The sequence below is a fragment of the Candidatus Limnocylindrales bacterium genome, from assembly GCA_035626395.1.
GTDB lineage: Bacteria > Desulfobacterota > Binatia > UBA1149 > CAITLU01 > DASPNH01.
Window position 1 is genome coordinate 1 of record DASPNR010000039.1, and the last position, 22,326, is coordinate 22,326.

Genomic DNA, 22,326 nt, shown 5'->3' on the forward strand with positions numbered 1-22,326 from the left:
GATTCCACGTACTGCGTGATCGCTTCGGCCACGCCTGCGGCGCGCTGCGGCTGGTCGGCGCGCCGGTCGCTGGCGCCGGCGGCCTGCCGGGCCAGGTGATAGCGGACCGTGCTCTCGGAGACGCCCAGCAGCCGTGCGATCCGCCGGCTGCCCGTCCCCAACTCTGCCAGATGCCTCATCGTTACCCTCGCGTCGACGCCCAGCTTCACCGCCCAGCCACCTCCCGCGGATGCGGGAATCTGGCCGGAGGCCGCCGCGGCGTCAGGTCAGAGGGTGCGCGAAACTGGCTGTCGCCTTAGGGCGAGGATGGCGTGTCGCGCTACAGTTGATCTCAGATGCGAGGCGACGCGCACGCTCTTGTGGAATACCTCGACCGTCATCAGCGTGGCGCGCACGTCGACGCGCTTTTGCACGAGTTGGTACGGCACGCTGTAGAAATGCCGGTCGAACTCGACGTGGTAGTCGATGCCGACGCCGGCGTTGACTTTCCACTCGCAGGCCTCCATGCGTTTTGCTGGAAGTGGTCTTAATGCCGGCCGGTCAAGCTCGAGGAACAGCGACCGGCGCGTGCCGTCCATCCGTGACAGCGGCCGGTCGTTCAGCCAGGCAAGGCGCTCGGCCACGGCCGCATTGGCTTCGGCGACAGAGAAAAATGTTTGGTTACGAAGCGGGGCGAGCACCCAGCGCTCGACCTGCTGGACGGCGTTCTCGACTTTCGACTTGTCGCGCGGCTTGGCCACGCGCGCCGGCAGGATCGTCGTGCCGTAGTAATTGGCCAGTTCCAGATACGCCTGGTGCAGCGACGGCTCGAAAAAGTCGGCCTTTACCACACCGGTCTTCAGGTTGTCGGGGACGAGCACCTCGGCTGTGCCGCCGAGAAACTCGAATGTACGGATGTGCGCCAGGATCCACGAGCGGCTGGTCTGATCGGGGAAAACCTCAGCGTACGTAAAACTGCTCGCGCCGAGCGCGGCCACGAATACGCTGGCGTCGGCGACTTCGCCGGTGCTCGGGTTCGTGATCGGCACCGTCATGCCCGCCCAGTCGACGAACAGCTTCTCGCCGGCGCGGTGACTCTGGCGCATGACAACGTCGAGCGTGCCGCGCCACTGGCTGTAGAGCTCGCAGTAACGCGAGTAGCTGTAGGCCCGTTCGCCGCGCTCGGCCTTGTACTCGAGCCACAGCAACTCCAGCGTCACGCCCCGCCGCTTCATCTCCCGGTGCACGTGAGCGAAGTCGGGCAGGTCGTGCTCGGCCGGACGCGGACCGCGGACGTAGAGCCGCGCCTCGAGCTCGGCCTCGTCCATGGCCGCCGCCGCGGCCCAGTCGATGCCGGCCGCGCGCGCCCGCGCCTCGATGTCGACAACGGTGCTGACCGAGACGTCGCAGCTCCGGGCCGCCGTCCTAACCGATTGCCCGAGGCCGAGCCTGAGTCTAAGAATTTCTCGTGTCCTGCGCATAGGTAGTTTGTGTGCAGGCATGGTGCCCTCCCTTTCGTGGTTGTTGGGGAGGGCACCCCTGCCTTTTCGGTCCAGCCTCGCCAGACGCACCTGTGCCCAGACAATCCAACTCCGCGGCCGGTGTTCGGCTTCGGAACAGGTGTTCGGCTTGGCTCGGAATGGGTGTTCGGCTTCGGTCGGAATAGCCGTTCGGCTTCAGTCGGAATCAGTGTTCGGGATCAGTCGGAATCTGCACGTGCCGACGCGACTCAGGCAACCGATGGGATCGCCCGTGATGCTCAACGACGTGTGGGCTCTGGATTTCATGCACGACCGGCTTTATTGCAGCCGGCCGTTTCGCACGCTTAACGTCATCGACGAAGCCAATCGCGAGCGCCTTGCCATCGAGGTCGGAACGTCGATCCCGGCGTCGCGTGTCGTGCGCGTACTTGAGCAACTCGTCCAGATGCATGGCCGTCCGGCGGCGATTCGCTGCGACAATGGCCCGGAGATGACTAGTCAGCGATTCTCCGAGTGGTGCGACGAACAGAAGATCGAGATTCGCTACACCCAGCCGGGCAAGCCCGAACGGAATGCCTACGTCGAACGGTTCAACCGCAGCTACCGCGAGGAAGTGCTCGACGCTTACTTGTTTGGCTCGACGCCCTGGTCACGGCGGATACGAGCAACGCGGCGCGCTTACTCGCAAACGGGCGCGCCCGTCGCGCCCATCACTGCGATACCGCCGGAACCGCGATTATCATTCTGGCGCAGCCAGGCGGTGACCCACTGCTTCTCGCCGAACGCCGCGACGGCAGGCCAGAAATCGAGACGTTTGTCCTCATCGGCCCTGCCATCGACAGCAACAGGCGGCGTCCACGTCAGACCGGCATCGGTGGAGGACGCAAGTGCGACGTCCGCATCAAACCCCGATGCACCTGCAACGGGAAACGCAGTGCTCCATGTAAGCAGCCAAGTGCCGCGGCGATCGGTGGCAATTTTCGAGAAGAGGTCGTCGGCATCGTCGCTGCCCGCGTACGATGCGACTGCCGCCGGGGCGGACCAGGTAAGCCCGTCATCGGTAGAGCGACTGATGAGAATGTCCGAATCCCCGCCGATCGTCCCGGCTAGTGAACTCGTCGATGTCCACGTAATGATCCATCGATTGTCGCCATCGGTCGCAAGGTCCGCAAGCAACTGATCACCGTCGGCAGCGATTGATGGCGGACCGGCGACCACGACTGGGGTTGTCCAGGTCGCGCCGTCGTCGAGCGACCGTGAGAAGAGCAGCTGGCTTCGATCTGCAAACTCAGGAACCGTGATCACCCACGCCGCGCCCCACGTTCCATTGCCCGCCACTTCGATCTTGCCCCAGGGCGCGGTCTCAAGCGCCACCGCGGTCGCAGGCTGGCTCCATGACTGACCACGATCGAATGATCGACTTACTTGCACGCCGCGCGCGGATCCGGAGGCGTCGTAGCCGTGCCAAGCGGCGATCCAGGCGCCAGCAGGGTCCGCGGCCAGATCGAATTCCGATGAACTGCAACCTGCCGGGAGTCCCGTGACCGAGAGCCGTGGAGTTCCCCAATGAAGGCCGTCATCATCCGAATGCGCGCTCACGAGGACGCATTTACCCTCGCGAACCTCAGGCCACATTGCCATCCAGAGGCCTGCGCCGTCCGTGACGACTTGCGGCCAATCGACGATGTTTTCAGAGCCGGCAAGAACTCGCCGCTTTGACCACGTGCCACTGGCCGGGTCGCGCCGCGAATACGAGGCATCCAGCGAGTATTTATGGCGGTCAGGTGTTATGCGCACCTTGCGCAGCCACACGGCGATAGCGGTGCCACTCGGCCCGGCTGCGATACTGGGCGGCCACGCCCAATGCGGTTGCTGATCTTTAGCCTGGGGCTGCAAACGCTCGACCGGATCGAACCAAGGTATGTCGCAATCTTCAGGAAGCGTTGTGGTCGTCGTGGTTTCGGGCGGAATGCTCGTCGACACTGCAACCCTTCGGCCAATCGTTCCCATCTGCCAGTGGGATTTCCACCAAACGATCATCGTCCCATCATGAAGATCTTCGACGGACGAAAGATACGTCGCTCCCGGTGCAGCCAGGCTAAGACGGAACTGCTCTGTGCGTGTCGTGCCGTCCAGCCCCAGGACCCGCCCGTTGACATTACCGCGACGCATCCACGCAAGAATCGCAGCATCGTTGTTGGCCAGCGCCGTCCACCTTTGCCAGTGCGCGCGGATGCGACCTAGTCGCGTTCTTTGCACTACGCTACCGTCCTCGGCCAGCCGCAGGAATGTGAGCGCGTCGCCCCGAGGCGTGGGAACAGGCAGAAGGACACGGTAGGCGCCGTTGCTGTAATCGAGCTGTGTGATGCCGTGTTCTTGCTCATTGCATGACGAGGTCAGCAGCTGAGGCTTCGATAAAGGCTTCCCGTCTTTGCCAAACGCTCGAACACGGACGCAACTTTCGATTCCGCGCACCCAGAGCACGACAAAGCCTCCTTGGCCGTCGCAGGCCAAGCCTAACGGGTACGGCTCATTGCGCTGACGATCGAACCGGAAAGGCTCTTCGAGACGTCCTGCGGCGTTTGTCCGTTCGATGAAGCGGCGATCGTGATCGGCGAGCCACTGCGTGTACAAACGTACTGTCACGCCGTAAGAATCTGGTTCGCAGCTCTCCGAGATCGCCGGCGTCAGTTTTCCAGTTGCACTCTGGAGCTCGGAACCAAATGGGCCAGGCATCTCCGCCCTTGCCACCGATCCGGTGCAGACGCCTACAGCAATGAACGCGGTGAGAACGGACGCCTTACCGAAAAAGAGCATTAAGTTTGTCCCCCGACACAACACTAGTGCATCGGAAGGCGTAAGAGAACACGAATCTACTGAGTATGGCCTAAGCTTGGCTGTCCTGGCGATACGCCTTGGTAGCCGTGCTCGGTGACCAAGTAGTCGTGAACTGGCCAAGTTGACGGGGCCGGCACCGGTCGACTCGACGTGATTGCCTCCGCCATGCCGGCGGCACGCTACGGCTGATCGGCGCGTCCGTCCCTGGCGCCGACGGCGTGCCGGGCCAAGTGGTAGCGGACGGTGCTCTCGGAGACGCCCAGCAGCCGCGCGATCTGCCGGCTACCCGTCCCCAACTCTGCCAGATGCCTCATTGTCACCCTCGCATCGACGCCCAGCTTCACCGCCCGACCACCTCCCGCTCATGCGGGAATCTGGCCGGAAGCCGCCGCGGCGTCAGGTCAGAGGGTGCGCGAAACTGGCTGTCGCCTTACGGCGAGGGTGGCGTGTCGCGCCACCGACGATTACGACGAACACCGGAGGAGACGACCAGCCGTCCTGCAGATCTGGTCTGCCGTGACTTTACGGCAGAGCGTCCGAACAGCTTTGGGTAGCAGACCTCACGTACGTCGCGACATGGCGCAGGTTCGTCTACGTCGCGTTCGTCGTCGACGCGTTCTCGCGAATGGTCATCGGCTGGCGCGTCTCGACTTCGCTACGGCCGATCAAATGCACTGGAGCGCCCGATCAAGCGCTCGCCGCGCAAGACGTCGGTGACGGGCTGATTCTCCATAGCGACCGTGGGTCGCAATACGTGCCCATTCGCTACACGCAGCGACTTGCCGAAGCCGGCATCGCGCGATCGGTCGGCAGCGTCGGCGACGCGTACGACAACGCTCTGGTCGAGAGTGTGAACAGCCTGTACAAGGTGGAATTGGTTCGGGGTCGTGGACCGTGGCGTGGCATCGACGACGTCGAGCGTGCATCGACTGCTTCAACAACCGCCGGCTGCTCGTGCCGATTGGCTACGTTCCGCCGCCGGAATTCGAGCAGGCCGACTTCGGTCTGCAAGACAGTGCCGTCATGTCGGCGGCACTCAACTAAACGAGTAAACGCGACTCCGGAGAAACTCGGGGCGGTTCAGTTCGAACGTGATCGTGCTTTTTGCATCGGCAGCCAACCAGGTTGAGCGCTTCTGTGCTGTCGGATGTTCCGTCTCCTCTCGGGGTCGCCGTTGAGTGAGTTCTTACCTTGCCGAGCACTACACCAGCGAACGAGGAGCACGCGCTCCGTTCCTGACCTTGGGTGCCGCTCCGCCTCGAGCGGACTCTCTCCGCGGTGTCTCACAGCTGCGAGCGTCGGCAGCCGTTTGCGCGGAGCGGCGCGATCAAACGCAACCGCTCTATGCTCCGGCAGCACCCGTCGGCGCGCATCGAACAACGAAGGCGAATCACCCTTGCAGCAGGCCTGCGATGGTCGCATCGTTGCATCCATGCAAATAGCACGAGTGCTTCGTTGGTTTCCGGTACTCCTCTTCTGTCACGGCAGCGCTATGGCTTCGGACACCGTTATTCCCGGACCGGCCAATCCGAATCTGGCCGGACGCGCAGAAGGCTACGTCTGTTGCGGCGGGGACGCCGTGCCCGGACAATCACCGGTCGAGGTCGTGGGACTGACGATTGATGCGTGCGGCGAGCTGGCGTTTTCCGTTACAGGGCAAGTCTCGTTCTCGCCCGGAGCTCCGCCGGGCAACAACCCGGATGGCGACGGTGACTTGGACATGACGAACTTTGGCGATGGCATCTCGGCTCCCGTGAAGGTTCGAGCCAACGCTCTCGTCGGCGTGTTTTTGGGCGACGAGTCACCGACCGGCAGCAACACCCCGGCGCAACTCGATTTCAGCTCCGGGCTGGCATTCACAAGCGTCGCCCCCGCTATCGGCCAGATCTTCTTCATCGGCGACGGCCTTACCTCCGATACCAGCGCCGGCATGTTCGACGGTACGCCTCAGTCGTTCGTGGTGCCCACCGACGCAACCGGCCTCTTCCTCGGCACCACCGACGGCATCGGCTGGTTCAACAACTCCGGCAGCTTCGATGTGAACGTCGCCGAGGTACCTGCCTCGCCCGATGAGGTCTGCGGCGACCCTGCCGGCCCCGAGGGCATTACGGCAACGGATGCGCTGTACGCTCTGAGAGCTGCCGTGGGAACAGTGTTGTGCCGCGAGTGTGTGTGTGACGTGAATCGATCGGGATCAACCGTCGCCACGGATTCTCTGGCGATTCTGCGGCATGCGGTTGGGCAGGACGTTTCGCTCGCGTGCGACTGTTGCGCCGACCTGGGATAGTCACGGGTATCTGCTGGGATACCGACGCCGTCGACTCGGAAGCATCGGCAGTTCGCCGAGGACGCCAAGCGCACGCTCCAATGTGGTGAGCGTGACATCGTCAAGCTGCGAAGATTGAGGACGACCGCCATTCGCTGCGTCTGGCTCGCCCGGCAACCCCGAACGAACCATCTTCCGCTAAGCGAAGAACTAGCCAAAGATACGAACGATCTGCCGATAGAGGACCGGCCGCGGCGGGGCTTGCTGCAGTGAGGCGCAAACTCCGCAACGGCGGGCCTGCCACTCTCGGCAGGCCCGCCGCAAGCTCCTGCTCACCCCATGCGATGCAGCGCGCACAGCTTGTTGCCGAACGGATCGCGCAGGTAGGCCAGGTACATCTTGCCCAGTCCGCCCTCGCGCACACCCGGCGGATCCTCGCAGCTGGTCCCACCGTTGGCGACGCCCGCGGCGTGCCAGGCATCGACCGTGGCCGGGTCGGGAGCGGCAAAACCGATGGTGCCGCCGTTGGCGGGCGCGGCCGGCTCGCCGTTGATCGGAACGGTCACGGCGAAGACGCCGTTGGCGGAGAGGTAGAAGAGTCGGCCCTTGTCGTCGGTGACCGCAGGCCGGTGACCGAGCGCGCCGAGAATCGCGTCGTAGAACTTCCGAGAGGTCTCGATGTCGTTGGAGCCGACCATGATGTGGCTGAACATGAACTTCCTCCTGCGTGGATGTGCATCGGCCTTTGGCCGACGCGCGTGGAAACCTTCTTGTCGTGACGCAGCGGCGGGTTCAATCGGCGACGGCTTGCACTCGCGGCAGCCGCACCACGAACTCGCTTCCCTTTCCCGGCCCCTCGCTATGCGCCTCGATGCGACCGCCGTGCAGCTCCACCAGCCGCTTGGCGATCGTCAACCCGATGCCGAGTCCGGACTGCGACTTCTCCAGCGACTGGTCGACCTGATTGAACAGCTCGAAGACCTGCCCGAGCATCGCCTCCGGAATGCCGATGCCGTTGTCGCGCACGCGAAGGCATGCCATCTCGCCATCCGTCTCGACCGTCACACGGATGTCGCCACCACGAGGCGTGTACTTGGCGGCATTGTTGATGAGGTTGGCGAGCACCTGCGACAGCCGCGTCACATCCGCCACGACCACGACCGGATCCGGCGGAACTTCGACGACGAGCTCGTGTCCGGCCTCCTCCACCATCGGCTGGCTCGTCTCCACGGCGCTGCGCACGACGACCGATAGCTCGACGCGCTCGGTGCGCAGCTCGATCCTTCCCCGGCTGAAGCGGCTGACGTCGAGCAGGTCGTCGACGATGCGGACCATCTGCGCGAGCTGGCGATCCATCATCCCCAGCACCCTGGTACACGCCTCCGAATCGCCGCCCGACATCTTCAGCACCTCGATGCCGTTGCGTATCGGCGCCAGCGGGTTGCGCAGCTCGTGCGCCAGCGTGGCCAGGAACTCGTCCTTGCGGCGGTCCGCGTCGCGCAGCGCCTGCTCGTACTTCTTCCTGTCGGTGATGTCCTGAATGACGGTCAGCGCGCACGGCTCGCCGCCGATGTCGATGATCTCGGCCGAGAGCAGGCCCACGACCTCGTGCCCGTCGCGCATGCGGAAGCGGTACTCGCGGTTGCGCAGCCGGCCCGCCTCCTGAACGGCCGCCAGCTCCGCTTCGCGATCTCCGGGCTGGGCCCACACTCCCAGCTCGGCCGTGGTCTTGCCGATGGCCTCTTCGCGCGAGTAGCCCGTGATGGCCACGAACGTCTCGTTGACCTCCACCAGCTTGCCCGTCACGAGCGAGGAGATCGTCAGGCTGAGCGGGCTCGAATTGAATGCCTTCGCAAACCGCTCCTCGCTCTCGCGCAGCGCCATCTCCACGCGCTTGCGCTCGGTGACGTCCATGGTGGCGCCGAGCATTCGCACCGGCCGCCCTTCCGCGCGTATCACCTGGGCGCTGTTGAACACCCAGACCACTTCTCCGCTCGGACGCACGACGCGGAACTCGGCCTCGTAGGACTCGTCCTGCGCCAGCGCGGCCTCGATGGCGGCGTTGACGACGTCGCGATCGTCGGGATGAACGAGGGAGACGAAGCCGGCCAGGGAAGGCGGGACCTGGCCGGCCTGGATTCCGTGAATGGAATAGAAAGTGTCGCTCCAGGAGATGCGGTCGGCGACGACGTCCCAGTCCCAGATGCCGATCTTCGCAGCCTTGGTGGCGAGCTGGAACCGGTCCTCATCGTGCCATGGCTCGGTGGTGGCGGTGGCGCGCGGCTCCCCTCGTGTCTTCACCCGCGAAAGGTAGCGAAGTCGGGGACGATAAGGAATTGGCGGAGCGAGCCGGACTCGCGCCGTCGTTGCGCCCCCGTTAGATTCCGCGACCCGGCATGCGGCGCGTTCATCTCTTCGAGTTCGAGGACCAGCCGTGGTGCCCGGCCATATTGCGCAACGCGTTGACCGCCTACCTGCGCTTCGTCGTGACGCTGACGCGGCAGACGCGTCCGGTCGTGCCCGCCCTGGCCGATCTTCTGCGCAGCAGCGGCGAGTCGCAGATCGTGGATCTGTGCTCGGGCAGCGGTGCGATTGCACGGCATCTTCGCAGCGCCCTGGCCGAGCAGGGCACCGGTGTCCGCCTCGTGCTGACCGACCTGTATCCGGACGTCGACGCCATGCGCGCAGCCGCCGACGCTTCCGGCGGCGCGATCGAGGCGCGCACGGTGCCGCTGGACGCCACGGCCGTTCCTGCCGACCTTCCGGGCGTGCGTACGATCTTCAACGCATTCCATCATTTCGCGCCGGCGCAGGCCGGCCGCGTCCTGGCCGCCGCAGCCGAGGCCGGTCGCCCCATGGCAGTGGTCGAGTTTCTCGACCGCAGCCCGATGTCGCTGCTGGGCGTGCTGTTCTCCCCATTCCTGCTGCTGGCGGTGGCGCCGTTCCTGCGGCCGCTGCGGTGGCAGGTGCTCGTGCTGACCTACCTCTTGCCGGTCGTGCCGGCGATGGTTCTGTGGGACGGGATGGTCTCGTGGCTGCGCGTGTACTCGGTGCGGGAGCTCGAGGAGCTGGCCGCATCGGCCGCCGTGTCCGGCTATCGGTGGCGGGCAGGCCGATGGTCGAGCGGCCCGTTTACCGTCACGTATCTTCTCGGACAACGCTCATGAGTGCCGACAGCGAACTGCACGCAGACGTGCTGCGCCGTCAGTACGCGGCCAACGTCGACAACCGGCTGCAGGCCGCCGGCCTCGGCGCCCTCGCCCTTGCCGCCGCGGTCTATCCGCTCGTGCTCGAGTGGCTCGCGCACCTCATGGGACCTCGGGTCGTGGCTGCCGTGTTGGCCCTCGCCTGCTGCGCGGCGGCGATGGCGGCGACGACCACCGCATCCCGTCTGACGCGCGCAACGACGGCGGCGCTTGCCGCCGGCGCGGCCATCACCGCGAGTGTGACGCCGCTGCTGCTGGTGGCGGCCGGCGTCCATGCCACGCTGGCGTATCTGTTCCTCATCAGCCTGCGCGAGCAGCGCTCGTTGATCGAGCGGGTTGCGAAGACGATCCAGCCGGCGGCGCCGGACTTCATCGGCCCGTACTGCCGCGGCGTCACCGCGCTCTGGGGCACCGTCTTCATCATCAATGCGACGGTGCTGGCGGCGCTCGCACTGCTGGCTCCGATCGAGGTCTGGCGCGCCGTTGCAGGCGCAGGCGTCTGGGCATGGATGGGCGTTCTGACCGTGGCCGAGTTCCTTGTGCGCAAGACCTACTTTCGCAACTACTGGTATCGCGGTCCCTTCGAGCGCGTGTGGTCGCGCCTGTTCCCTGCCGAGGCGACCGCGATGGGACGGCGCTCGCAAGCGCACATCCGCGAGGTGCGGGAGAAGCTGGGCCTCGACGACTGAGCTCGCGTGTGCCGCCTCAGGCGATGCGCAGAGCTTCCGGATCGTTGTTGCGCAGCGCGTGCTGGGCCATGAACGTCAGCAGGCCCAGACTGTATGGATGCGTGACGTTCTCGCCGGTGAAGACGCGCGGCATGTGCTTGCGAAAGTGCCAGTCCATCATCCGGCCCGGAATGGTACGGCGATAGTGGTCGCCCATCTTCAGCAGCGTCAGCAGTCGGCCGTTGTAGAAGATGTCGACGACGCGCCGCCACGCACGCAGGCGCTTGTGAACGCCCTCCTCCCATTCCTTCATCGCTTCCTCGCTGCCGTGCAGCAGGGCCGTGGCAAGGTCGCGCGCGCTCTCGAAGGCGATGAGCGTACCGCTGGAGAAGACCGGATCGATGAAGCCGAAGGCGTCGCCGACCAGCGCCCAGTTCTCGCCATGGCCGCGCGCGGAGGAGAGCTGATAGTTGGTATAGCGCACGACGGGCGTCACCCGCGTTGCGGGACCGATCCAGCCGCGCATGACCGAGTCGCGGCGAAGGAAGCTGTCGTACTGCTCTTCCAATGTGGAACCGTAGTCGGCCAGGCGGCTGCCGTCCACGACGATGCCGACCGAGACGCGGCCGGGCAGCGGAATGCGCCATGCCCAGCCGCAATCGAGGCGATCGGTATGCACGTTGCCGGCGATCTCCACCTCCACGCCGGTGTGATGGGCGTGCAGCGCCACGTCTTTGCGCGGGCCTTCGTTGAACGGAAGCTCGAGCAGCCGCGCGATCAGGCGCTTGCGGCCGCTGGCGTCGGCGATGAAGTCCGGCTCGCCTCCCAGCGCCTCGCGCGCCAGCACCAGCGACTCGCCGATGAGCTCGACGCGCTCGCTGCCGTCAAGACGTCGCAGTCGCGCGCTCTCCTGCAGAACGATGCAGCCTGCCCTCTGCGCAGCCTGCAGGAGGCTGGCATCGAAGCGGTCGCGAGGGACGTTGTAGGAATAGTCGGTGCGGGCGCCGCGCACGTCGTTGAAGCGGATGTTCAGGCGCTCGCACGAATTGAAGCAGAACGTCGCGCCGGTCTTGCGGATGCTGTAGCTGGCCACCTCGGCTTCCACGCCGAGCTCGCGAATGATCGGAACGATGGCCGGAACCAGCGACTCGCCGATCAGGATCGGCGGCCGCTTGGGCTGCGCGAAGATGGCGACGCGTACGCCGGCGCGCGCAAGATAGGTGCCGAGGGCCGCGCCGCCGGGCCCGCCGCCCACGATCGCAACTCTGCGAAGACGCCCCCTGACCACGGCGAGCGACCTTATGAGACCTCCTCCCGTGCGTCAATGATTCCGGATGTTTCCGCTTTGCGGTCCCGTGCGCCATTGTAACCGCCAGGGAGCGCTGCCATGCCGACACACGCCTCGACGCCGACACGTGCACTCGCACCGTCACGCCCGCTGCCCGCACGAGCGCTGCCGACATGGCCGCTTCGCGCATTCGCGCCGATACGCGCACTCACGACGATGGTACCCGCCGTCACGCGGGCCGTCGGCGCCCGGAGCAGACGTCCTCTTACCGCCGCCGCACTCGCGTTCGTGGCAACGGTGTTCACCGTCGGCGGATCCGCGCTCGCGGGCGACGATGCAGCCGTCGCGCAGTTGAAGGCCGGCGACGCCCTGCCCTCACTCGCTCTGCCCGACCAGCACGGCACGCGGGCCACCGTCGGGGCGGACACGCGGCTGCTCCTCTTCAGCAGGGACATGGACGGCGGTGGCTTCGTCAAGGAAGCGCTGGCCGAAGGGGGCAAGGACAAGCTCGACGCCGCCGGCGCCGTCTACATCGCCGACGTCAGCGGCATGCCCGGCTTCGTCCGCAGCACGTTCGCGCTGCCGAGCATGCGAAAGAGGCCGTACCCCATCCTCCTCGACGAGACGGGCGAGCATACCCGCGCGCTTCCCTCCCAGAAGGGAAAGGCGACTGTCATGAGGATCGAAGGCGGGCGCATTGCGGATGTCACGTACGCCTCGAGCACTGCCGAGGTGATCGCAGCGCTGACGGCTCGCTGACGATCGCGGCCCTTCACCACCGAATGACACGGTTGAGGCTCTAGGCCGGCCTGTCGCGGCGTGTTAGCGTTTTCTCGTCGAACCGCGTCGCCAACCCATTTTCACCATCCTCGAGCCGGACGAGAGGTCGCGATGAGACTCACGAGCGCACTTCCAGCCATTTCTGCCATGGCGCTTTCGCTATGGGCCGGCCCATCGACGGCCAACACGATCGCGCAGAACGTCTCGTGGACCATAGAGCGCGACAATCCCACCGGCCGTTACCGCGTCGTCGCCTACGGCGATTCCCTCTATGCGGGCTATCAGGGCTCGATTTCGGAAGTCGCGATCTGGAACGCACCCAACGTCGCCGGCGAGTATGCCTCGAACGCATGGAACGCCGACATCGAGATCGTCCGCCGCGCCAAGTCCGGCGCCAAGGCGCGCGACGTCTACAACAACAAGATCGTCGACGACGCCTCCTACATGCAGCACCGCAAGACGCGGATCGTCACCTTCGAGATGTGCGGCAACGACGCTCTGGAGGCGCGCAACGACTTCGCCGAGCAGGATGACGAAGACACCTGCGACTATTCCGGCCTCGATACGGCGCTGGCCAACTGCACGCGCTTCGTCCGCAAGGCCATGCAGTTCATCAACGAGAATGCCCACCGGAAGACGAGGATGAAGATCGTCTCCAACCTCTACTATCCCGGCTACGACGACGACGACGAGCTGAGCGATTGCACCGACGGACAGACAGGGCAGCCCGTCAACCGCCAGGACGCTTTCCTGCCATACCTGGCGAGGATCAACTGGCGCACCTGCAACCTCGCGCGCCAGAACGGCTTCGCATGCGCCGACGTGTTCGCCCAGTTCATGGGCTCCGACTACGACTCCAACAACGACGGAAAGACCGACTCCAATGCCCTACGGATCAAGCGAGGCGAGAGCGAGGCCGAGTACGTCGATCGGATCACGAACACGCTCCGCTCCACGATCCGCGATCCCATGATGAAGTTCCTCAACGCCAACAAGAGCATCACCTACATCCGCTCCGACGACACGCACCCGACGTACCACGGCGACGAGGTCGAGGTCGGGCCCTTCGGCGGCTCGGGCGGCGGACAAGGCCCGCCGCGCTTCCAGCCCGACCAGTACATCTCGCCAACCAAGAACCCGATCTGGAGGAGGTTCGGCCACGAACGCTACGGCCGTACCATCGCCCTCTTCAACCCCGACCAGCCCTGACAGGAGAGCCATGACCCGCTTCGTTCAAGCCGCCTGCCTGGCGGCCGCCTCGCTCGCCGCATCGGCCTCGGCCGCTTCGGCCAACACCATCGCCCAGAACGTTTCGTGGACCATCGAGCGCGAGGCCCCGACAGGCAAGTACCGCCTCGCGGCCTACGGCGACTCGCTGTATGCGGGGTACAAGGGCTCGATCTCGGAAGTGGCGACATGGAATGCGCCCAACGTCTTCGGCGAGTACGCCTCCAATCACTGGAACGCCGACATCGAGATCGTGCGGCGCGCCAAGTCGGGCGCCAAGGCGGACGACATCTACGCCAACAAGATCGTCGATGACGACCAGTACATGCAGCACGAGAGCACGCGCATCGTCACGTTCGAGATGTGCGGCAACGACGGCCTGAGCGCGCGAAACAAGTTCGCCGAGCAGGATGAGGGCACGTCGTGCGACTATACGGAGCTGGAAGAGGCGGTCGCGACGTGCGTCGAGTACCTCGAAAAGGCGATGATCTACATCAACAACAACTCGCACCCGGAGGTCAAGCTCAAGGTGGTCTCCAACCTCTACTATCCCGGGTACGACGAAGATGACGAACTGAGCGCCTGCAACGATCCCGAGACCGGAACGCCCGTCAACCGCCAGGACGTGTTCCTGCGCTACCTTGCCCGCATCAACTGGAACACCTGCAACTTCGCCCACGAGTTCGGCTTCGAGTGCGCGGATACCTTCGCGCAGTTCATGGGTTCCGACTACGACTCCAACGGCGACGGCCGCACCGACTGGCGCGCACTCCGCTACGTCCACGGAGAATCCGAGGACGACTACGTGGAGCGGCTGTCGGTCACGCTGCGCGAGACCATCCGCGATCCGAACACCCACTTCGTCAACGCCGACACCAGCCGCGACTACATCCGCTCCGACAACACGCATCCGACCTACCGCGGCGGCGAGACCGACGTTGGCCCGCTCGGCGGCTCCGGCGGCGGCGAAGGGCCGCCGCGCTTCGCGCCCGAGCGATACCGGCGCAACTTCAAGAATCCGGTCTGGAGAAAGTTCGGCCACGAGCGCTTCGGCCGCACGCTCGCCATCTTCACGCCGGACACGCCGGACTAGGAACGGCTGCTATCGGCGCGGCACCGCCTTGTGGCGGAAGCACGTCACGAGGTGATCGTTGACCATGCCCACCGCCTGCATGTGCGCGTACATGATCGTGGAGCCCACGAAGCCGAAGCCGCGCTGCTTGAGGTCCTTGCTGAACGCGTCCGAGATGTCGGTGCGCGCGGGAACCTGCTTGATCGATTCGAATCGATTGACGATGGGCCGGCCGTCGACGAACCGCCACTGGTAGCGATCGAAGCTGCCGAACTCTTCCTGCACCTTCAGGAACGCGCGCGCATTCTTGACGGCCGACTCCACCTTGAGCCGGTTGCGCACGATGCCCGGGTCCTGGAGCAGCTTCTCGACGCGCGCCGGCGTGAAGCGCGCGACCTTTCCGGCATCGAAGCCGGCGAAGGCTCTCCGGTAGGCCTCGCGCTTCCTCAGGATCGTGATCCAGCTCAGGCCGGCTTGCGCGCCTTCGAGCACGAGGAACTCGAACAGCGTGGCGTCGTCGTGAACCGGCACGCCCCATTCTTCGTCGTGGTACTGGCGATACAGAGGGTCGCTGCCGCACCAGTCGCAGCGGATCTTTTCCTTGGCAGCCATGGCGCGTCGCAAACCGCGAAGCACGCGCCGTTGCAAGCGGCGCGGTGCGCCGCAGCCGGAATGACGAAGGGCCGGGCACCGCCTGGCGCCCGGCCCTGAGGGATGAGCCGGCGACGCCGGCGACACGACGGGTTGCCCCGACGTGCCGCCGTCGCAGCCGTCAGAAGTTCGGGCCCTGGTAGTGCGCGTGGGTCAGGGTAACGTTGTCTCCCAGCTCGGCGCCCTTGCCGCCGATGGCGACGCCCGTCCAGGTGCTGCCCGCCTTGATCACGGTCTTGCCATCCGGCGTGAACAGGATGCCGCCGCCGGTGTTGTTCAGACCGATCTCGAGCTTGCCGCCCGCGACGTAGAACACCGTACGCTCGGCCGTCGCCCCGTTGATCAGGTTCCAGGTGATGCCCGCATTGGCGTCCAGCTTCTTGTCCACGCGGATCACGAACGTCGAATCGGACCCGCCGCCGTCCAGATTGATGGTGGCGAAGTTCCCGATGGACCACTTCTGGATGTCGATGACCGTGATGCCGCCGACGTTGGTCGCATTGAACGTCTGCGTCGAGCTCGCCGCCGTCTTGAGCTTGCCGAAGGTCTGGTCGCTCGGCAGCGCATCCAGCAGCGCCTGCACCGAGACCTGGTTCTGCTGCGCTGCCAGGCAGCGCGGCAGTCCCTCGTGATCGCCGGTCGTATCGACGACGCCCGACGGCAGCTTCGGAACGATCATGCCCGTGGGGATCTTGGCGAGGCCGGTCCCGAACAGGTCGGCGTCGGTCGTCTTCGGCGCCGCGGTGATGCCGCCGCCGTCGGTGGCGACGTCGCCGTTAACGGTGGCCTGGTTGCCGCGGACCTTGGCGGCCTTCGGGCTGGAGTCGTCCATGATGAACCAGTCGCCATCGGTCAGCGTGCTCTGGCCGATGTCGCCGAGGTCGGCGCACGCATTGCCCAGCGCCTGCGAGCCGGCGCGGATGCGGCCCTTGCCGCGCGTGTCGCCGTCGCCGGCGATGAGCACGCCGAAGCAGGCGCTGAAGAACTGGATGTTCTCGTGCTGGCACGTGACGCCGGCGCACGAGTCGATCGTGCAGTCGTCCAGATCATCGCAGCCGTCGCCCGCACCGCCCTGGCAGGTGCCGTTGAGGCAGGCGTCATCCCCCGTGCACTCGTTGCCGTCGTCGCACGGAGCCGTGTTGAAGACGCTTACACAGGCGCCGCTGCCGTTGCACACCTCCGACGTACACACGTCGCTGTCCGCCGTGCACGGCGTGTTCTGCGGGTCCGCGCAGGTGTTGTTGCCCTCGTTGCACACGGTCTGGCACTCGGTGCTGCCGCATGGGCTGCCGCTGCCGACGCACGTGCCGTCGACGCAGCCGTCGGTGGCGGTGCAGAACTGGCCGTCGTTGCACGGCGTCCCGTTGGCGGCGTCGGGATAGTTGCAGCCCGCGGCCGTGTCGCAGGTGTCGGCCGTGCAGGGATCGCCGTCCGCCGCGCAGGTGATCGTGTTGTGCAGGCACGTGCCGGTGGCGTTGCAGACGTCGGTCGTGCACGCGTTGCCGTCGCTGGTGCAGCTGCTGCCGACTGTCTCGAACTCGCAGGTCGAGGAGCAGCAGTCGCCGTTGGCGGTGTTGGCGTCGTCGCAGTCCTCCTCGTCCTCGGCCACGCCGTCGCCGCAGACGGCCACGACGGTCTCGGCTACCTTGGCGGCGAAGATGTTGGTGACGAAGTCGGGGTCGGTGTCGAGATCGTCGATGAGGAAGGCGCGGGCGACGAGGTTCTCGGGCGTGTCGTCCTGGGTTGCGCCGTCGATGATCTGCGCCTGCAGGCTCTGCTCGGCGCGCGACGCGGTGGCGGGGCGCTGATCGCCCGGAGGCAGAGTGGCCGCCGACAGATCACGGAGCGTGGCCAGGGTCGCATCCTCGTCCCAGTTGCTCAGATCCGGGTCGCTGATGTCGGACTCGGGGTCCCCGTACTGCAGAGGACACGCCTCGCAGGTGGGAACGATCATGTTGAGGAACGCTCCGGCATCGATCACCGCGGCGGCGGTGACGTCGACCTCGGTCTGCCAGGGGCTCCCGTAGAAGTTGACGTCCATCGTCGGCGGGTTGGTGCCGGTCTGGCCCTCCATCCGATCGGCGGAATGGAACGCGCTGTCCGAGTTCTCATCCGTCAGCAGGATGAGGTTGATCAGTGCGTTCTGACGGAACGCGAGGCGCCCCGTATGGCCGGGGCTCTCATCGAGGATGTTGTTGACCGCCAGCGGCGTCGTCGTCACGTTCAGCGCTGCGCGGATCGCAGTCAGGCTGTCCTCGGGATCGCCGTTGTGGTCGTTGTGGATGCCGGGATTGGCGCCGTTGACGAGGATCTGGCCCAGGCGCTGCTCGGTCAGCGTCGCGTTGCTGGTAAGGTCGAGAATCAACTCGGGGCCCGTCTTGCCGAAGAGGATGATGGCAAAGCGCGCGTCGACGTTCGCCTCATCGAGATCGGAGACGAATTCGCTCATCCCTGCCTTGACGGCATTGATGTTGTTGAGCATCGACGGGCTGGCGTCGATCAGGAAGACGAAGTCGGTGGCGGTGGTCGTGCCGGGAAGAACCCCCGCGAAAGCTGCCGGAGCGAACGAGATCGTTGCGGCGATGAACGCAGCGAGAGACCGCTGAAGCATGGAAGAAACCCCCCGCCCTACTTGTGCGCGATGCGATGCCCGGGACGAGAGGCCTCGCACTTCGGATTCGCGCGACGCGGATCCGTGCACGGAAGGAAACGAACCGATCGAAGGGAACGATCGGTGCTGTCCTCTCTAGCGCCCCTTTCGGATTCCGTCAATGAAGCCGGCGGCCACTGACGCCGTTTGTTTGCCCACCGGGTGCGCCGCCGACTCAGGATCGCGCAGCGCGGATCGCGCTGACGCGTGCTTCCAGCGAGCGTGCATCCTTGTTGCGACCTTCGACGCGATAGAGCACCGCCAGGCTCTCCATCACCGGCACCAGATCGGCATGCCGTGGTCCTAGCGACTTCTCCTTGGCCGCCAGCACGCGCTCATACATTGGAAGAGCGGCAACGGTGTGCCCATGCGTCTGATAGAGCTCCGCCAGGCTTTGCACGGTGGCAATGACGTCGGGGTGGTCCCGGCCGAGGAGCTTCTCGCGGATCTCGAGCGCGCGGCGGAACAGCGGCTCGGCCTGGTCGTACTGATTGCGGGCTCGATAGACCTCGGCCAGGCCGTGCGAGCTGGCGGCGACGTCGAGGGTCTCGACTCCCGCCGCGTTCTCGCGAGCGCGGAGCGACCGCGCATACAGGGGCTCGGCGCGATCGAACTGCCCTTGCGCGCGGTAGACGTCGGCAAGGTCGGCCATGGCCTGCGCCGTCTCCGGCTTGTCGGGCCCGAGGGTCTTCTCGCGAATGGCCAGCGCGCGCGCCAGCAGCGGCTCGGCCTGCGCCGGCTGGCCCACCGCGACGAATGCGCGGCCAAGATCGACGAGGCTGGCAGCCACTTGCGGATGATCCGGCCCCAGCGCCTGCTCGCGCGCCGTCAGTACGCGCCGGTACAGAGGCCCGGCCTGCAGCCACTCGCCTCGGGCGGCGTGGAGCGCCGCCAGGTTGCTCAGCGTCCCTGCCGCCTCGGCATCGGTCTGGTCGAGCTTGTTCTTGCGGATGTCGAGCGCCTTCTCGTAGAGCGGTTCCGCCTTGGCGAGGTCTCCTTCGGCACGGTGCAGCTCGGCCAGGTTGTTCAGCGCCGTGGCCACGAGCGGATCGGCCGGCCCCGTGGCCGCCTTCCTGGCGACCGACAGCGACTGCTCATACATCGTCCGGGCCTGCGCCAGATCGCCGCGCGCCTTGTACATCGAGGCCAGATTGGCGAGGCTCGTGGAAACCTTGGCGCTGTCGGCGCCGTAGACGGCCTCGTGGATCTTCAGCGAGCGCTTGTAGAGCGACTCGGCCTTGTCGTAGCGGCCATCGGCCTTGTAGACCGATGCGAGGTGGCTGAGGCTGGAGGCGCTTTGCGGGCTCTCCGGTCCGAAAGCCTCTTCGTGGATCCTGGCGGCGCGCTTGTAGAGCGATTCCGCCTTGGAGTGGTTGCCCTGCGACAGGTAGATGGTCGCGAGATTGCTGGCCGCCGTGGCCGTGTCCGGATGGTCCTCGCCCAGCTCGCTTTCGGCCAGGGCCACGGCCTTTCTGGCGACGCTGGCGGCCTTGTCGTACTGGCCCTTGGCGTGCAGGGCCTTCGCCTGCTCGTTCAGCTCGACGAGCTCGTCGGATTGCGCGGCGGCGCTCGTGGCCGCGAGCACGCCGACACTCAGGACGAGAACTGCCGCGCTCCATCTCATCGATGCGATGATGCTGCCCATTCTGCATGGGTAGCATCGGAAGGCGGGGTCGTCCAAGCCCCAGGGGCGTCAGAGCGACGATCGAGAGCTCATGGCGTCCAGGTGGAAAACGGGCTGGTGACCACCGAGCCGACCACGCGTGTCTGCGGACTGGACGTGCACCAGAAATTGTTCGTCGCCAGCACGGTGCTCGCGCTGAGGTTGTGCACGTCGCGAGCGGTGCCGTTCGGCGCCTTGTTGCCGCAGAAGTAGTTGCCGCCGGTGCTGCTGACGGCCTCGCCGCCGATCACCAGCGCATCGCCGCCCAGGTCCAGCCGGGCGTTGTCGACCACCGCCACACCGCCGAGCCCTGGTTCGCTCGAGCCCAGCCCACCGTTGCCGGTGATGATGTTGTCCGACATCGAGACCTTGGCCGCATTCAGGGCGAGCAGCCCGCGGAAGCGGTTTCCGGTCAGCGTGTTGCCGGTCAGCACCGCCTGCACCGCACCGCCGATGCGCACGCCGCGGTCGCAGCCTTCGACCTGCGAATCGCGCATGTGAACGATCTGGTTGTAGGTGGCGCCGCCGTCGAAGCGCGGGCCCAGACAGCGATACATGCCTTCGTCGAAGAAGCCTTCCATGCGGGTGCCTTCGATCAGATAGCGCCCGCCCTCGGTCATGCGAATGGGCTGCTGGCAGTCCGTGAACAGGCTGTCGCGCACGATGGCGTTGTAGTGGCCGCGCAGCTGCGGATGCGGCGAGGTCAGCCCGGTCTTGCCGTAGTTCTGCATGCACTTGCCGCAAGCGGTCCGGGCCCACACCTTGTCGAAGACGTTGCCGGTCCCCGCGTTGTTCCCCATCGCCTCGTCGCAGTTGCGCTCGAAGGTCACGTGCTCGACGGTGTTGTCGTTGCCCGACGTCTTGATGCCGTCGAAGAAGGACCGAACCGTCAGGTTTCGCACGGTCGTGCGATTGCCGGCGAGGTTGAGGAAGTAGGTGCCGCTGTTGATGTTGGGACAGTCGCAGGTGCCGTCAGGGTTCAGCGCCACCTTGCACCCTGATGCCGTCGTCTTGCGGCCCCAGCACGCGGGCGTCATCTCGAAAGTGATGTTGCGATCGAGGCCGTCGATGACGAGGTCGTTGCATGCCGTGGTACGCGCGCCGCTGGCGGTGTCGGCTATGGCGATCGTGGTGTCGGTGCAGTTGAACGTGATCACCTTGCCGGGCCCGCCGCAGCTCTGCAGCGCGGAGTGGAACGCGGCCTCGGTGCAGGGGATCGAGCACGAATAGGAGCCGGGAACGTTGACGCAGGGATTGCCGGCGGCGCACTGCGCGGTGCCGCGCGAGCACTCGTCGATGTCGACGCACGCGCCGCCGACGAGCTGGTAGCCGGGTTTGCACACGCACGAGGCGTAATCGGTCGCGGGCCGGCTGCCGTCGGCGCACGCAAGGCACCGAACGACGCCGTTATAGAGGCCGCAGGTTTCGCGCCGGCACGTCGACGAGCAGCCGTCGCCGCTGGTCGCGTTGCCGTCGTCGCAATCTTCGGAAGCCTGGCGGACGTCGTCGCCGCAAGCCTCGATGAGGCAGGTCTCGTCGCAGCCGTCGCCGGAGACGGCGTTGCCGTCGTCGCAGTCTTCGCCCGACTGGACGCGGCCGTCGCCGCAGGACTCGCGCCCGCACTGCGAGTCGCAGCCGTCCTCATCAGCGAGGTTGCCGTCGTCGCATTCCTCGCCGTTGGCGGGCTGCACGAAGCCGTTGCCGCACACTAAAGGATATCTGCAACTGGCATCGCAGGAGTCGCCCCCGGCAACATTGCCGTCATCGCACTCCTCGAAGCCCTCGACCAGCCCGTCGCCGCAGGCGACGCGTACGACCGCGGCCTGCGCATCCACGCGTGAACGGACCCAGCTCTCCATCGTGACGATGTCGCCGCCGATGCACATCGGCGTGAACAGCTTGCCCCAGACCGTGCGAAGGTTGTTCAGGGAATAGGCGGCGCAGGAATCGATGGTAGCCTGCGTGGCCGAGAAGTTGCGGCCTGTGCAATCGGCGTACTTGGCGGCGTACTTGAACAGCGCCTCGGTCCGGCGTGCCACGCAGGTGCTGGGCAGCGTGTTGGTTGCCAGCACGTGCGTCGTGAACAGACCGGCGAGCCAACCGGTGCGGCCGTCCATCGCCAGCGTGGCGATGGTGCCCGGGCACCGATAGCCCTTGGCGGTCGCCGCGGCGTCGGCGTTGGCGAGCAGCGTTGCCGTCGATGTGGTGGCCTTGGCCACGCAGGCATCGAACGTGGCCGCCGACCCGCCCTGCGCCAGCGCAACCTGGCATCGCCCGATCTGGGTCGAGCTGTAGCGAGATGCGTCCAGCTTGGCTGCGAAGCAGTCCAGCTCTGCCTGAGTCTGCGCAAATGCGTCCGCGCCGCCCACCGCCCCGATCCCCCACAATCCGAGAGACGCAAGAATGGTGACCAGACGCCGGTTCCCCCGACCGTGTCCGTTCATGGGGGACACAATGCACCGGCGGCGCGTCAAAGAAAAGTCAATAAAATCAGATAGTTACGTTTTATGGCCTACAAAACGAACTCTGACGGGTGAGTGCCGGGAGGAGGTGGAGA

16 protein-coding genes and 2 pseudogenes are annotated in these 22,326 nt (G+C 65.9%); 8 read left to right on the top strand and 10 right to left on the bottom strand.

The features are described 5' to 3' along the window. Both VEC57_15190 and istA read right to left on the bottom strand, forming a co-directional pair. The coding region (locus tag VEC57_15190; protein HYC00478.1) for a hypothetical protein at positions 1-209 on the bottom strand (209 nt) is incomplete at its 3' end. A gap of 57 nt (positions 210-266) precedes the next feature. After that, a complete protein-coding gene (gene istA / locus VEC57_15195; protein HYC00479.1) occupies positions 267-1,460 on the bottom strand; it encodes an IS21 family transposase in 1,194 nt (397 codons plus the stop codon). A 289-nt stretch (positions 1,461-1,749) separates the two neighbouring features. Between istA and VEC57_15200 the strand changes: the two are divergent. After that, positions 1,750-2,124, top strand: a pseudogene (locus VEC57_15200) (DDE-type integrase/transposase/recombinase). A 14-nt stretch (positions 2,125-2,138) separates the two neighbouring features. Here the strand turns inward: VEC57_15200 and VEC57_15205 are convergent. Continuing rightward, positions 2,139-4,277, bottom strand: a complete 2,139-nt coding sequence (locus VEC57_15205) for a sialidase family protein (protein HYC00480.1) — start codon at positions 4,275-4,277, stop codon at positions 2,139-2,141. A 557-nt stretch (positions 4,278-4,834) separates the two neighbouring features. Here VEC57_15205 and VEC57_15210 point away from each other — a divergent pair. Together VEC57_15210 and VEC57_15215 are read left to right on the top strand one after the other, a co-directional pair. Beyond that, positions 4,835-5,342 (top strand): annotated as a pseudogene (locus tag VEC57_15210) (DDE-type integrase/transposase/recombinase). A gap of 448 nt (positions 5,343-5,790) precedes the next feature. Then, entirely contained in the window at positions 5,791-6,585 is a 795-nt protein-coding gene (locus VEC57_15215; GenBank protein HYC00481.1) for a hypothetical protein, read from the top strand. Between the two features lie 311 nt (positions 6,586-6,896). Here VEC57_15215 and VEC57_15220 read toward each other — a convergent pair whose 3' ends face one another. After that, entirely contained in the window at positions 6,897-7,277 is a 381-nt protein-coding gene (locus tag VEC57_15220; GenBank protein HYC00482.1) for a VOC family protein, read from the bottom strand. A 79-nt stretch (positions 7,278-7,356) separates the two neighbouring features. Then, on the bottom strand, positions 7,357-8,865 hold the full coding sequence (locus tag VEC57_15225; GenBank protein HYC00483.1) for a PAS domain S-box protein: 1,509 nt from the start codon (positions 8,863-8,865) through the stop codon (positions 7,357-7,359). Positions 8,866-8,960: 95 nt separating this feature from the next. Between VEC57_15225 and VEC57_15230 the strand changes: the two genes are divergently transcribed. Further along, positions 8,961-9,731: a hypothetical protein gene (locus tag VEC57_15230; GenBank protein HYC00484.1), complete on the top strand. Its 771-nt coding sequence runs from the start codon at positions 8,961-8,963 to the stop codon at positions 9,729-9,731. Continuing rightward, positions 9,728-10,459, top strand: coding sequence for a hypothetical protein (locus VEC57_15235; protein HYC00485.1), 732 nt, complete (start codon positions 9,728-9,730; stop codon positions 10,457-10,459). Before VEC57_15230 ends, VEC57_15235 begins: the two co-directional genes overlap by 4 nt. Positions 10,460-10,475: 16 nt before the next feature. Here the strand turns inward: VEC57_15235 and VEC57_15240 are convergent, their stop codons facing one another. Continuing rightward, positions 10,476-11,693 (bottom strand): tryptophan 7-halogenase, encoded by a 1,218-nt coding sequence (locus VEC57_15240; protein ID HYC00486.1) that lies wholly within the window; start codon positions 11,691-11,693, stop codon positions 10,476-10,478. A gap of 321 nt (positions 11,694-12,014) precedes the next feature. Here VEC57_15240 and VEC57_15245 point away from each other — a divergent pair, with 321 nt between their 5' ends. From VEC57_15245 to VEC57_15255, 3 genes are all read left to right on the top strand, one after another. Continuing rightward, positions 12,015-12,485, top strand: coding sequence for a hypothetical protein (locus tag VEC57_15245; protein HYC00487.1), 471 nt, complete (start codon positions 12,015-12,017; stop codon positions 12,483-12,485). 168 nt (positions 12,486-12,653) lie between these two features. Continuing rightward, positions 12,654-13,715: a hypothetical protein gene (locus VEC57_15250; GenBank protein HYC00488.1), complete on the top strand. Its 1,062-nt coding sequence runs from the start codon at positions 12,654-12,656 to the stop codon at positions 13,713-13,715. 10 nt (positions 13,716-13,725) lie between these two features. Then, positions 13,726-14,826: an SGNH/GDSL hydrolase family protein gene (locus VEC57_15255; GenBank protein ID HYC00489.1), complete on the top strand. Its 1,101-nt coding sequence runs from the start codon at positions 13,726-13,728 to the stop codon at positions 14,824-14,826. 9 nt (positions 14,827-14,835) lie between these two features. Here VEC57_15255 and VEC57_15260 read toward each other — a convergent pair whose 3' ends face one another. The 4 genes from VEC57_15260 to VEC57_15275 all read right to left on the bottom strand — a co-directional run bounded on the left by VEC57_15260 (position 14,836) and on the right by VEC57_15275 (position 22,213). After that, on the bottom strand, positions 14,836-15,417 hold the full coding sequence (locus VEC57_15260) for a DNA-3-methyladenine glycosylase I (GenBank protein HYC00490.1): 582 nt from the start codon (positions 15,415-15,417) through the stop codon (positions 14,836-14,838). 160 nt (positions 15,418-15,577) lie between these two features. Next, on the bottom strand, positions 15,578-18,067 hold the full coding sequence (locus tag VEC57_15265; GenBank protein HYC00491.1) for a VWA domain-containing protein: 2,490 nt from the start codon (positions 18,065-18,067) through the stop codon (positions 15,578-15,580). A 214-nt stretch (positions 18,068-18,281) separates the two neighbouring features. Next, complete coding sequence (locus VEC57_15270; GenBank protein ID HYC00492.1) at positions 18,282-19,730, bottom strand: tetratricopeptide repeat protein; 1,449 nt, start codon at positions 19,728-19,730, stop codon at positions 18,282-18,284. Between the two features lie 89 nt (positions 19,731-19,819). Then, positions 19,820-22,213 carry a DUF4215 domain-containing protein gene (locus VEC57_15275; protein ID HYC00493.1) on the bottom strand — a complete coding sequence of 798 codons (2,394 nt, stop codon included), beginning with the start codon at positions 22,211-22,213 and terminating at the stop codon, positions 19,820-19,822. Positions 22,214-22,326 lie beyond the last annotated feature (113 nt).